The organism is Akkermansia sp. 54_46, assembly GCF_001917295.1.
Classification (GTDB): domain Bacteria; phylum Verrucomicrobiota; class Verrucomicrobiia; order Verrucomicrobiales; family Akkermansiaceae; genus Akkermansia; species Akkermansia muciniphila.
Genome location: NZ_MNUD01000033.1, coordinates 238,072 through 250,670, shown reverse-complemented (window position 1 = coordinate 250,670; position 12,599 = coordinate 238,072). Strand labels below are relative to the sequence as shown.

The 12,599-nt window shown below is 55.9% G+C and carries 9 protein-coding genes and 1 tRNA gene; 6 read left to right on the top strand and 4 right to left on the bottom strand.

Annotation, left to right across the window (positions count from 1 at the left end):
• The first annotated feature begins 327 nt into the window (after positions 1 to 327).
• From BHW66_RS08350 to BHW66_RS08325, 6 genes are all read left to right on the top strand, one after another.
• Positions 328 to 2,487 (top strand): hypothetical protein, encoded by a 2,160-nt coding sequence (locus BHW66_RS08350; protein ID WP_253821719.1) that lies wholly within the window; start codon positions 328 to 330, stop codon positions 2,485 to 2,487.
• Positions 2,488 to 2,616: 129 nt separating this feature from the next.
• Positions 2,617 to 3,144, top strand: a complete 528-nt coding sequence (locus tag BHW66_RS08345; protein ID WP_232051467.1) for a gamma carbonic anhydrase family protein — start codon at positions 2,617 to 2,619, stop codon at positions 3,142 to 3,144.
• A gap of 19 nt (positions 3,145 to 3,163) precedes the next feature.
• The gene (locus tag BHW66_RS08340) at positions 3,164 to 3,649 is read left to right on the top strand and encodes a bifunctional nuclease domain-containing protein (RefSeq protein ID WP_046436458.1); all 486 of its coding nucleotides are present in this window, start codon (positions 3,164 to 3,166) and stop codon (positions 3,647 to 3,649) included.
• A gap of 158 nt (positions 3,650 to 3,807) precedes the next feature.
• Positions 3,808 to 3,893: transfer RNA gene (locus BHW66_RS08335), tRNA-Tyr, on the top strand.
• Positions 3,894 to 4,132: 239 nt separating this feature from the next.
• A complete protein-coding gene (locus BHW66_RS08330; RefSeq protein WP_102758763.1) occupies positions 4,133 to 5,998 on the top strand; it encodes an SLC13 family permease in 1,866 nt (621 codons plus the stop codon).
• 122 nt (positions 5,999 to 6,120) lie between these two features.
• Positions 6,121 to 6,354: a hypothetical protein gene (locus tag BHW66_RS08325; RefSeq protein ID WP_102758707.1), complete on the top strand. Its 234-nt coding sequence runs from the start codon at positions 6,121 to 6,123 to the stop codon at positions 6,352 to 6,354.
• A gap of 166 nt (positions 6,355 to 6,520) precedes the next feature.
• Here BHW66_RS08325 and BHW66_RS08320 read toward each other — a convergent pair whose 3' ends face one another.
• The 4 genes from BHW66_RS08320 to BHW66_RS08305 all read right to left on the bottom strand — a co-directional run bounded on the left by BHW66_RS08320 (position 6,521) and on the right by BHW66_RS08305 (position 12,187).
• Positions 6,521 to 7,552, bottom strand: a complete 1,032-nt coding sequence (locus tag BHW66_RS08320) for a glycosyltransferase family 10 (RefSeq protein WP_094140624.1) — start codon at positions 7,550 to 7,552, stop codon at positions 6,521 to 6,523.
• 159 nt (positions 7,553 to 7,711) lie between these two features.
• Positions 7,712 to 9,784 (bottom strand): acyltransferase family protein, encoded by a 2,073-nt coding sequence (locus BHW66_RS08315; protein ID WP_286689003.1) that lies wholly within the window; start codon positions 9,782 to 9,784, stop codon positions 7,712 to 7,714.
• A gap of 81 nt (positions 9,785 to 9,865) precedes the next feature.
• Positions 9,866 to 10,864, bottom strand: coding sequence for a glycosyltransferase family 10 (locus BHW66_RS08310; protein ID WP_286689002.1), 999 nt, complete (start codon positions 10,862 to 10,864; stop codon positions 9,866 to 9,868).
• 120 nt (positions 10,865 to 10,984) lie between these two features.
• Positions 10,985 to 12,187, bottom strand: a complete 1,203-nt coding sequence (locus BHW66_RS08305; protein ID WP_180975838.1) for a glycosyltransferase — start codon at positions 12,185 to 12,187, stop codon at positions 10,985 to 10,987.
• Between the last annotated feature and the right edge of the window lie 412 nt (positions 12,188 to 12,599).

Sequence of the window (12,599 nt, the reverse complement as noted above, 5' to 3'; positions counted from 1 at the left end):
TAATCAGCAGGATACTTGTGTTTTTCTCATGTTTTTGGAAACATGAAGAGGCCTGATACTATAAAATGGCTATGAAAATACAAGGAAAAATACTCTGGTTTGATTCTTAACGGGTTCCGGGAAAACGAACCTTCAGCAAAAGACCATTGTTTCAAGTTGACCTCGGAAAGGTATTGCGCTTTTATGTCACACGGAACAGGGATAAAACCGTCTCATCCCCCACCCCAATTTGCTTCAACGCGTTCAAGCTGCATCCCCATGAATCCTGTCAATCCTCTGCGTCCCGGTTTTCCCAAGCATAAAAAATCCTCTTCCGGCGGAATTATTATGACTATTGTCCTGGTGCTGGCTCTTGCCGCCGGAGGGGTGGCTTACCACCGGGTTTCCGTTCAACGTAAGGCTGCTGCCGCTGAGCTGGCGGCCAGAAAGGAGGCGGAAGCGAAAGCGGCGCGTGTGCGGAAAGCCGCGGAACTGGAAGCGGCGCGCAGGAAGGCGGAGGAACGGGCGCGCGCGGAGGCGGAGGAAAAAGCCCGTCTTGAGGCGGAACGCCTGGCTGCTGAGGAAGCCGCCGGAAAACGGCGGAACAAGGAACAGGAAGTGGCGGAGCCTTCCCCTGAGGAACCGAAGGAAGAACCCGTGGTCCAGGAGGAAGATCCGCGGCTGGAGATTTTCAAGAAGCCTGTTCTTCTGGTCAGCCTGAAGGCCAATAACGCCGCCAACAGAAAGTTGTTTACGGATGCTTTCAATCTGGCCCTGGAAACGGGCCGCTATGACTTGTATGCCGATTTCCTGCGCTCCAATCTGGAACGGGATGCCGTGAAGGTCATCAAATTCGGCAAATTTGACGCGTCCATGTACGATCAGAGCCCGTACCTCATGCGCGCCAATGAGCTGTACCAGCTCATCAGCAAAGTGGGAGCGGAAACCATCCAGGAACAAATCAAGGAGAGTTCCCCCAGGTATTTCTATCCATGGCTTTTTTCAGACCCTTCCGATCCCCTGAGACTTTTCCTGCGCACGATGGCGCGGGAGCAGACACCCGGGGAGGAGTGGGGAGGGATTTTGAGGAAGTGGGCGGGATTCTGGATGAAAACCTCCGCCATGCCCCGGAGCAGGTATTCCTCCCTGGCGCTGGCCTGCGCCATGCTGAATCCCCGCATCGCTTCCAGCCCGTCCAAGCTGAGGGCGTCTTCTTCCACCAATATTTCCACCACGCCTTTGACGCTGGAACAGGTATTCGAGTACTTCATGGAGATGGATGAAGCCCGTGAGCTTCTCACGGACATTTCCAAATTAAGCCCTTCCGAGCTGTTGTTTGTGGTGGATGTGCGTCTGCCGAGGTCGGAGATGGATTGGGCGCGCAAAAAGGTACGCCTTACCCGGAAAGGATGGGGCGGAGCCTATTCCATGATCCGTTACCGGATGGACCGCGCCGCACTGGGCAAGGACCCTTATACTAATTATACCTTCCAGGAGATTCTGGATGAAGGCGGCATTTGCATGGACCAGGCCTATTTTGCGGTGAATACCGCCAAATGCAACGGCATTCCCTCCGCCTATGTTACCGGGGACGGCAACCGCGGGCCGCATGCCTGGGTCAATCTGCTGACGACGGATGAAACCTGGCAGTCCTACGGCGGGTACGGATATAATACGGGGCATTTTTCTCATCCGCACAACTGCAAGTCAAAGCATGAATCCACCCTTCTCCAGGGTATGGACAAGAAGGTGAATGGCGTCCGGCTGGATACTTCCCTGGATTATCTTTCCCTGGCGGACCTGTTTGAGGAGATGCAGAAGCCGGATTGCGCCCGGGTAATGCTAGAAGCCGCTACGCAGGCCGCTCCCGGCAGCCCTCTGGGCTGGGAACGCCTGATTGCCCTGATGAGCCGCCCGGAGAGCGGCACGAAGCTGGAGGAATGGGAGGAGCTGGTGACCATGATCAAGCGCAAGTTCCGTTCCCGTCCGGATTACCTGGCCATGGCCGCCCGCGTGGAAGATGAGTATATTTTCCCCATGAGGGACGCTTCCACCAATAAGCGCCATGTTGCCCGCGATTTGAAGAAGCTGGAAAAGGAGACGGACGAGGGGCGCAGCGACCTGACTTCCGCCGCCATCAAACGGCAGGCGGATCTCCTGATGGAAAACGGGGACAAGGCCGGGGTGGCTGCCCTGTACCGGAAGTCCATGAAGGATTATGCTCGCCGCGCGGAAGTATTTGAAGCGCTGATGGGGCAATATTACGAGTACGTTTCCCAGGATCAGGATGCCGTGCTTCAGCTGGCCAAGGAGGCGGAGTCTTCCTACAACCGGTATATCCGGACTAAATCGGGCGATTATTTCAAGGTAAAAAAAGAAGCCGCCATCCAGCGGAGGATAGCCGGGTATTATGAAAAGGGGGGTAATGGGAAAAAAGCCGACTCCCTGCGCAAGGATGCGGAGAAGCGGGAGAAGAACAGCAAGAAGGGCATCCGGGAAGAAAATTAGTGCGGAGGTGCCTGCGGCCTTTCATTTTCGGGTGGGTTCGGCCGTATTCGTTTCCGGCTGCGGCATACCCGCGGAATGAACGTTTTTAGACTGGAATGCTGTCTTATCTTCAATTAATACATGACTTATATGGCAAGAGAACCTTACGCGAACTTCTGGCCCAAAGTGGCGGATACCGCTTTTGTGGCGGAAAGCGCTGATCTGATTGGAGATGTTACCATTGGGGAACATGCCAGCGTCTGGTACCATACCACGCTGCGCGCAGATATCAATAAGATCGTCATTGGTGATTACTCCAATATCCAGGACAACAGCTGCATCCACCTGGCAGACGATTTCGGCTGCTATGTAGGCAAGTACGTAACCGTGGGGCACGGCGTGATTCTGCACGCCTGCACGGTGGAGGATAATTGCCTGATAGGAATGGGGTCCATTATTCTGGATGGAGCGGTCATCGGCCAGGGGTCTGTGGTGGGAGCGGGCGCGCTCATTACCAAAGGTACCGTCATTCCTCCCAATTCCCTGGTGCTGGGTTCTCCTGCCAAGGTGGTGAAGGACCTGGGGCCGGAATCCGCGGATAATAACCACAAATGGGCGGAAAAATACGTCAAGGTGGCTGCCCGCTATACGGAACGGGTTATTAATCCCGGTTTTTAACATGTGATTTCCGCCCGCCATGCCGGATGAACATTTGATTACTCTGGAACCTTACGCCCTGCTTTACACCCGGGCCGGGGCGGGTGTGTGCCTGCGTGATCCGCTGACCGGCAAGGTGGGCGTCATTTTCATGGAGCTGACAGACGGCATGGCCCTGGAACGCTGCCTGAACGGGGAACGCCCGGTACGGCCGGACACGTCTTCCCTGCTGGCTCACTTTTTATCCGCCATGGAATGCCGGGTGAGGCTGGTGCTTATCAACGGCCGCAAGGATGAAGTCTTTTATGCCCGCGTGACCATAGAGGCTGCCAATGAGGTGATGGACAAGCTGGTGGAGCTGGACGCCCGCCCTTCAGACGCCCTGATGATGGCAGTCCGGTTTGGAACCGCAATCAAGGTTGTTCCCTCCGTATGGGAGAGCATGGAGAACATTCTGCCCCAACTGGAGCAACTGGATGCGGATTCCCCGGACAGCCGCGCTCCGGTATATGTGGGAGATTCGTAAAAATTGCCTTTTCCGACTTTTTGTTCCTGCATCCGCTTTCCTTCCGGCGGCATGGCTGTTGCATATAGGGGTTCTGCTTCTGGGAGGACCTACTTTTTAGAAAAAAAACTTGCTAAGGCACGGGAATCCTTATACATTCGCCGCACATCACTTCAAGTGGGTAGATTCCCGAGCGGTCAAAGGGGGCAGACTGTAAATCTGTTAGCATTTGCTTTCGAAGGTTCGAATCCTTCTCTACCCACCACTTTTCATTTTATGGCGCGTTCTTTCAGAGAGCGCGTTTTTTATTGTTTCATCATCCCCATGATACCGGGAAAGGAAAGAGGAAGCGGGGTTCTCCGAGCAGGATGCACAAAGTGTTTTTTTCTGCCGGATGCCGGCGGAGAGACGGTTTTGTGAATGACTTGTTCAGCCTATCGACAAGACATGCCGGTCATGTTAGATATCCTCCCTTGCCATTTTTCCACTCCTGCCGTTTTTGCTATGTTGACCACGCTTCTCATTCTGGGAATATCCGCCGTTTTATTTGTCCAGGGGAGGATTCGTTCTGATCTTGTCGCGCTGTGTTCCCTGCTCTGCCTGATTATGTTCGGGATTTTGAGCCCGGAACAGGCGCTTTCCGGCTTTTCCAATTCCATTGTGGTGATGATGGTGGGGCTTTTCGTGGTGGGAGGCGCCATTTTCCGGACGGGCCTGGCCAAGATGATGGGCGGCAGAATCATGAAACTGGCCGGCAGGAGCGAGTTGCGCCTGCTGGTTCTGACCATGCTTGTTACAGCCGGCATAGGCGCCTTTGTCAGCAATACGGGGACGGTGGCGCTGATGCTGCCTATTCTGGTGAGCCTGGCTGCGGACGGAGGCATTCAGACGAGCCGCCTGCTCATGCCCATGGCATTTGCCAGCAGTATGGGCGGCATGCTGACGCTGATCGGCACGCCCCCCAACCTTGTCGTCAACAACCAGCTTCAGGAGGCCGGAATGGAGGGGCTGGGCTTTTTTGCGTTCACCCCCATCGGCCTTGTCTGCATCGTGACGGGCATCCTGGTGCTGATCCCCCTCAGCAGGAAATTTCTGGGACGTCATGACGACAGGGCGGAACACGAGGCCAAGGGGAAATCCCTCAGCCAGTTGATAGATGAGTACCAGATTATTAATAATCTTTACCGCCTCCGGGTGTTGGAGGATTCCCCTCTGACGGAACATCCTCTGCATGATCTTCAGATACCGGACCTTTACCGCGTGAATATTGTGGAGGTGCGCCGCAGGCATTCCGGCCGGCATTCCTTCCTGCAGACGGTCAGCCAGACTATGGCGGGTTCAGATACGAGGGTGGCCCGGGGCGACGTCATTTATGTAATGGGAGAGTTTGAGGACGTGGCCCGTTTTGCCCGGGAATATGGGGCGGAGATGATTAACCGGAAGACGTCGGAAGATACGGATTCCCTGTTGAAAAGCAAATTGAAGTTTGACGAGATAGGCATTGCGGAAATGCTGCTCATGCGGAACTCGGACCTTATCAACATGCCCGTGAAATCTTCGGGGCTGCGCGCCAAGTACGGGGTCAATATTCTGGCCATCCAGCGAGACAACCATTACATTTTCCATAATTTGAAGGATGTGAAGCTCCAGTACGGAGATACGCTGCTGGTTCAGGGAACCTGGACGGATATTGCGCGCCTGAGTGAGAAAACCTTTGAATGGGTTGTAGTGGGCCAGCCTCTGGCGGAGGCCTCCAAGGTGACCCTGACGCATAAGGCCCCCCTGGCCGCAGGCATTATGCTGCTGATGATTGCGGCCATGGTGTTCAACTGGGTGCCTGCTGTGGCGGCGGTATTGATTGCCGCCGTCCTGATGGTGTTGTGCGGCTGTCTGCGCAATGTGGAGGAGGCGTACCGGACGATCAACTGGGAGAGCATCGTGTTGATTGCCGCCATGCTGCCGATGTCCGTAGCGCTGGAGAAGACGGGAGCCTCAGAGGCCATTTCCCACGGGCTGGTGGCCGGACTGGGGGGATTCGGGCCGTTTGCCCTGATGGCGGGCGTCTATTTCACGGCGTCCCTGCTGACCATGTTTATCAGCAATACGGCTACGGCGGTGCTTCTGGCGCCTATCGCCCTGCAATCCGCGGCGAGTATGGGCATCAGCCCTTATCCGCTGCTGCTGGCGGTTTCCGTAGGCACCAGCATGTGTTTTGCCTCTCCCTTTTCCACGCCGCCCAATGCCCTGGTCATGCCGGCGGGGAAATATACGTTCATGGATTACGTGAAAGTGGGCGTTCCCCTGCAGGTGATTATGGGGCTGGTCATGGTCGTGGTGATTCCGCTGTTTTTCCCGTTCGGGAAGGCTTGACCGGTGGGAGTTCATGCGGCGGAAAAGGGGCATGGCCGGGTAATTTGCATGTATTGCTAAAAAAAGAGAGACAACCGGCACGTGCGGGAGTAGAAAAGGATTATTCAAAACCCCATTTAATCATGAAGTATTTGCTTATTGTTCTGGCCGTTGCGTTCGCCATGCCTTCCATGGCGGAGGGAGACGCTCCCAAGAGAATGACTTCTGCGGAGAAGAAAGCCGCTCTCCTTGAAAAATATGATATTAACAAGGATGGAAAGCTGGATTCCGAAGAGAAGGCCAAGATGAAGGAAGACCTGAAGAAGCAGCGGGAGGAGGAACGGGCCAAGAGGCACGCTTCCCGCAAAGCGGATTAAGTTTTTTCCGTTTTAATGGCCTGTTTCCCGTCCGGTTTGAATCGGTTTCAGACCGGGCTGGGCCGTTCCGTCTGCCGCAAGGCAGTTGGCGGAATATTGGCCGCCCATTCTTTTTACCGGCAGGGGGAATTTGTTCCCTCCTGTTGGCGCGCGCCCGGAATCCAGGTTACACGCCGGGGCCGGTTCCGCGTCTGCCGAACGATCTGATTTTATAGGCCAGGGTGTCTGCCAATTCCCGAAGGGCATTGAGCGGATTTTTCCGCAGGACGTGACGTCCTTTCAGCATGGCTCCGGGCCGTATGGTTCCCGTTTCCCTGTGGTTGTGAATGACTGCCGCTGTTTGAGCGAACATGTTGTATTTTTCCAGCACCAGGCGCCTTGCCTCACGGATGGCGGGGAGCCGTTTTTCATATTCTCCGTCCTCCATGGCCTTGCGGATGATTTCAAGGGCTTTTTGCGGGTTGTCCAGCGGGATGGGGATGAAGCTTTCCTGCGGGAAGCATTCCGTTGCCAACGGATCCCCGGCGTAAAAGGGAAGGGTCATGGCGACAAAGGCATCAGACAGTTTTTCCGTCCAATGATGGGGTTCCAGATGGTTTTCCACGCATAGATGATATTTGTAGTCATCCATGGCGACGGTTTTATTTTCTATTTCCCGGATGCCGTGTCCGAACCAGTCCAGTTCCGGCAGACGGTCCGCCAGGTAACGCGTAAGATCATAGCGCTTTTTATGCATGGTATGCGTATGCTGCTTGGCGGAGCAGATGGTGGAGAGCATTTTTGTCTTCGGGAATTCCTTCTGGTCCAGAATTTCCTGCATGGGCTTGATGTACAGCCATTCAAGACATCCGCGGCCCAGGGTGTGCCCGGGGTGCGGAAGGTCCCGGGCGGAGTGGGTGGTGAGAACGGTGCCGAATTGGCTGGTGTATGCCCTGCTGTAGATTTTGATGGAAGGGGGCTCCACCGTAATCAGGATAGTCTGGTCCGGAGGGCAGAGAAGGGGTTCCGTTTCATTCCTGATGGTGCCCACGGGAGTTCTGGGAAATTCGTCGTATACCAGAACCCAGTCGTAATCCGTCATGGCGGCGTCCGTGCAGAACAGGCAGTCGCCCCACAACAGGGATTCCGTTTGATCCGGAGAGGCCTTCATGGATTTTCTGATGACCTTGATGCGTGTGGGGCGGGGGGAATCCGTCATGGGAGTACAGGCGTTGAAGAGGGGGGCGCGGTATGGCCTCCATATTCCGGGCTTTTATCCGGGACCATCGCGAAGGCTTTGCTGCCTGGCGCCAGTGTAGGGGGCCTGCATGCCTTGTCAATGTCAAAGGATTGGATGTTTTTCCGTGCGGTACTTCCGTCAGTTGGCTGCTGTTCTTTCCATTCCCGGGAAAAGCTGGTCGATGATGCCGCCGACCATTTTTTTTGCCCCATAGGGGGAAAGATGGTTATCGTCGCAGTACATTAATTGGCCGCCGTCTTCCGCCTGCCACCGCCCATTTTTATGGAAGGTGCCGTGGAGGGGAATGAAGCGGCACAGGCCTGTGGATTCCATGTGCTCCAACAGGGCGAATACCGGACGCTGCCGCGTGTTGAAATCTCCGCCCAGTAGGCGGTCTGTCCGGTTGGCGTTCAGCAGGGCATTGCGGCGCATGAGCTTGCGCGGGCCGAAAGTCCATTCGGGAACGGGGCCCAGCAGCACGATTTGCTTGCCGGCTTTCCGAAGGCGCGCGCAGGTGTGGCGCAGGCCGTCTGCAACCAGTTGTTTCAGGCGCGTATCCCGGTGGTTGTTGACCAGTTCAATCCAGCGGTTGTGGATGAATACGGTCTGTACTTGGGGGGTATTTTCCAGCCAGTCCAGGATTAGTTCCATATTGTGTTCCCAATGGGGGTACATCAGGCGCAGGAGCGTTAGGGAAGAGGAGTCTCCGGAGCTGGAAATGCCGCTCAGCGGACACAGGCGCGCGCGGTAGAACAGGCCCGAACGCTGAAGAAGCCGGGCGGCCTCGTCAAATCCGGGGGAACTGGCCATGGCATGGCTGTCTCCCATAAGCAGGAAGGAAGGGGCCTGCCCGTTTTTTCCCAGCAGGACAAAAGGGTAATCCGTCACATCCCCCAGCTCCGGATGATGGTGCTGAATGGCGTTGCCCTTTTCCACCACCGCCCGGCCGGGAGGCGTGATGCCGAAGGAGGGAGGGAAGGCCGGCCCTTTCCAGTATTCAGGGAATTCCATGTTGTTGGCCGCTACATGCCAGTAATCCCGCGCGCCGTCCGTCCATTTGAGCCATTCGCCGGCAAGTCCCAGCATGAGGCACCCTGCTGCCGTGGCCAGAAACGCTTTTTGGGGATTTTGCCATGAGACGGTCGTCCTGAAGGGAGTTTCCACGAATTTCCAGGAGAGGAAACCCAGAAGAAGGGAGAGAAGGAACATTCCCGCATAATCCCAGGGAGCGCATTCGTCGAAACAGATGTACGTCCAGTACATGATAACCGGCCAATGCCACAGGTACAGGGAGTAGGAGATTTTGCCGATGCCTGTGCTGAGCGGGTGCCTGAGGATACGCCCGGATCTGCCATGGTTCCCGTAACGGATAAGCAAAGCCGCCCCCGCGACGGAAGGGATGGCCGTGTATCCGGGAAAAGGAGTGGAAGGCGTATAGCAGGCAAATGGGAGCAGGATGCCGGCCCATCCCGCCGCCCGCAGCCATCCGGCGCCCCGGTTTTGTCCTGCGGCGGGGGCGAGGGCCAGAAGACAGCCGGCCAGGAGTTCCCAGGCGCGGCAGTAAAGCAGGTAGAAGGCCTTGTTATGTTCCAGATGCCCCATGTGGCAGACGGCGGCGAAGAAGGAGAGGCCCAGCGCCCCCCATAGAACGGGTTTGACGGCTTTTTCCCTGAATTTCCAGAGCAGCCACAGGGTAAGCGGAATCATCAGGTAAAATTGTTCTTCCACGCTCAGGGACCACAGGTTCAGCAAAGGGTTTTCTTCCGCCGCCGGGCTGAAGTAATCCCCTGTGGTTCTGCTGAAGTAAGTGTTGGTGATGAAAAGGGCGCTGGATCTCACCGTCCGGCCCAGAGTCCGCAGGTCATCGCAGTCCAGAACGACGCAGCCGAAAGCCAGCACGGCCGCAATCAGGCAGAAGTAGGCGGGCATGATGCGCCTGATTCTCCGGAGGTAAAAGGAGGTCACGGAGAACGTTCCCTCCTTCAGGCTGCGGATGAGGCCTCCGCCAATCAGATATCCGGAGATGACAAAGAAGATGTCCACGCCTGCATAGCCTCCAGGGCAGATCCCTTCCTGCAAATGGTACAGGACGACGGCCAGCACGGCAAAAGTACGCAGGCCGTCAATGTGCGGGAAATAGGTTCCGTGGATGGCGCCTCCGGCTTGGTGGGGAGAAGGTGAACAAAAGGTTTCAGAAAAGCATTTGCTCATGAAGCGGAAGGAAGTGGATGGGGACGGGGGAAGGCGGACAGAGGAAATCCGGCATGGGGTTGAATTGCCCGGAAACGTTGGTTAACGGCGCAGACGGTTTTTCAGCCGCCGCCATGCCAGCTGCATCCTGTGGCCGCGTTTTAAAAAGCGATGGTAGTAGGATACCCATGTTCCGTCACCTTTGCGGCGCGCTTCTTCCGGAGATTGGTCGAATATTTTGTAAAGCTTGGCCGTTTCCCTTTCCGTCTCTTCCAGAAAGCGGGCTTCCTGTTCCGGGGTTTTCCAGGGGCGCGACATGATTTCACACCACAGGTTGTCGTCTTCGTCCACTTTTTTCACATAGGCCGCGGCGTCGTCCAGGGTTGGGAAGTCGTGGCAGTTGATGAATGAGGCGGAATTGAATTCCCGGCTGATGTCCGGATTTCCCCAGTAAATGGGAATGGTGCCCGCAAGCATGCTGGTGACGATTTTTTCACTGGTGTAGCCGGGGTACCATGCATTTTCAAAGGCAATGGAGAATTTATACGGCTTTTTCATTCTGATGGAGGATGCGTACCAGTCTTCCGCCCGATGGCCGTCGCCCGGGGTGTTGTTAAGATGGGGCCCCAGAGAATTGACGAACCGGAAAGCGGAGAGTTTGTGGAACATGGAATCCCTGTTGGGATGGGATTTGCGGTTGGCGTAAATAAAGTTGCAGAAACCCGTTTTGGAGGCCAGGAGAGCATGGGCATCCAGGCCTTCCTTACCGCCGTGCACTTCTTCCAAATGGTGGCGAAGGTAGGGAAGTTTGACAGTACGGTCGCTTCCGGGCACCGTATCGAGCCCGATGTAATAGTCAAACAGCATGAAATCCGGTGCAATGGCTTCATGACAGCCGTACATGACGGTGATATGGGCCGGGGCCCGTTCCAGAAAATCGTAAAAAGCCTCCCGGTTGACGTAAAACCAGGGGGTGGCGACCAGGTAATCAAAATCGGAATCGTCTTCCACCACATGATACCGGCTTTTCAGAAGCTGAAGCATTCCTTCCCTGCCGAAATCCGGAGTGGACTGTAAAAAGGAGATTTTAAGCGTTTTCATGGGGAGAGAAGGGTTGAAACGGTGCAGAGTGTATGAGGCGTCTTTTTCTTGTCAATGACAAAGGAAGATGCGCCCGGATGTGCTGGAACAGGCAGTCCGGCGGTTGAACGCCGGCCGTTTTCACTCTTCGTAACGGTATTCCCGGAACGTTTCCTCATACAGGGCGGCGTGCCGTGCGGCAATGACGGGGTAGGAGAATGTTTGTTCCGCGTGCCGACGGCCTTCCTCCGCCAGGGTTTGCAGGAGTTTTCCGTCCTGGATGAGCCGTTCGCAGTGGGCGACCATTTGGTTCAGGTCCCCCTGCTGAGCGACCAGCCCCGTCCTTCCGTCCAGAACCGCTTCCGGAACTCCTCCCGTCCGGAAGGTAACGGAAGGGGTTTTGCAGGCCATGGATTCCAGCGCTACGTTGGAAAGGACATCCTGAAGCGTGGGGTTCAGGAAAATGTCTGCCGCGCTGTAAAGCCCGGCCAGCTTGTTCATGTCCGTAATGAATCCGGCGTTTGTGCTGGGGAAGGGGTAGTCCACGCTTTTTTCCTGGTTGCCGAAGAGCAGGAGATGAAGGTTCCGGTGCCCGCGCCGGTATAGTTCCTCCAGCACCAGGGGGATGAAATGGCCGCCTTTGACCGGATTGAACAGGCCGGTTGCGCCGCAGGCGATGACGAACGCTCCGGGCGGGATGCCCAGGCCGGCCCGGATGGCATTCCGGTCTTCCGCCGGACGGAAAAGGTCCGTGTCCACAGGATTGTAAATCTGTACGATTTTTCTTCCAGGGAACATGCAGCTTCTTTCCACTTCCTTTTTTAACCAGAGGGAGGGAGTTACGAGGGTAAGGGACGGGATGCGGCCGAAGGCGCGGCGTTTGCGGGAAAACAGCCACGCTGGAATGTTGCGGAAGAGGCGGGGAGCGCCAAGCTGGGGGCAGTTACCGCGGCATTCGTCCTGGAACAGGCCGCAGTCCATGGTGCAGTGGCATCCCGCGGTGCAGGCAAACATGTCGTGCAGGGTATAGACCAATGGACGGCGGATATGGCACAGCTGCGAGAAATCCACGGTTCTGCCGCCTATCCAGTGCAGATGCACTACATCGGCTTTTTCCATTTGGGCCGTGTCAAATCCCATGCCCAGCACATTCAGGGAGAAAGGCAGGTCTTTTCTTCTTTCCGGCAGCAGAATGTCAAATCCATGGGCCAGATGGCGGCGCAAGGCGTCCGTAGCCCTTCTGGCGGGTGTCCTGTGGATTTCCAGGCCGTCAATTTCTTTGCGCCTCCGGAGCAGCAGGGTGGATTTCAGGCCGGGAATATGCCGGTTCAGAGCGTCGCTCAACCGGTAAGGGGCGGAGCTGGCCGAGACGCTATGGGAGACTTGAAATATTGTTCGGCATTGAGGAGAAGCCACATAGGAAAGTATGAGGATTAGGAATCCGCCGTCAAGCCTACAAATCTGAAAGAAAAACGTTTTGGGGAAATCCAGGTTGCCAGTATTCCATGAACTGCGGCAGGCTGTTCCCAGCATGACGGCCTTTTTATTTTCATTCCGGTATGAATGGGGGAAAGCCGGATTCCGGTGACAGCATAACTGTGAATAGAGGTGGGAGAATGTCGGCGGAGGATAGTGCGGGTGCGGAGTTTTGGAATGGAGGGATGTTTGCTTTCATGAAGGCAAAACATTCCTGATCAAATGAAAAGAGCTTGTCCAAATAACCGTCATTACATTCCGGAAACGGCAGCCGAAGGGT

Excerpts from the sequence above, each read along its gene's own strand:
- BHW66_RS08350 (WP_253821719.1), top strand. The coding sequence starts at position 328 with ATGACTATTGTCCTGGTGCTGGCTCTTGCCGCCGGAGGGGTGGCTTAC.
- BHW66_RS08345 (WP_232051467.1), top strand. The coding sequence starts at position 2,617 with ATGGCAAGAGAACCTTACGCGAACTTCTGGCCCAAAGTGGCGGATACC.
- BHW66_RS08340 (WP_046436458.1), top strand. The coding sequence starts at position 3,164 with ATGCCGGATGAACATTTGATTACTCTGGAACCTTACGCCCTGCTTTAC.
- BHW66_RS08330 (WP_102758763.1), top strand. The coding sequence starts at position 4,133 with ATGTTGACCACGCTTCTCATTCTGGGAATATCCGCCGTTTTATTTGTC.
- BHW66_RS08325 (WP_102758707.1), top strand. The coding sequence starts at position 6,121 with ATGAAGTATTTGCTTATTGTTCTGGCCGTTGCGTTCGCCATGCCTTCC.
- BHW66_RS08320 (WP_094140624.1), bottom strand. The coding sequence starts at position 7,552 with ATGACGGATTCCCCCCGCCCCACACGCATCAAGGTCATCAGAAAATCC.
- BHW66_RS08315 (WP_286689003.1), bottom strand. The coding sequence starts at position 9,784 with ATGAGCAAATGCTTTTCTGAAACCTTTTGTTCACCTTCTCCCCACCAA.
- BHW66_RS08310 (WP_286689002.1), bottom strand. The coding sequence starts at position 10,864 with ATGAAAACGCTTAAAATCTCCTTTTTACAGTCCACTCCGGATTTCGGC.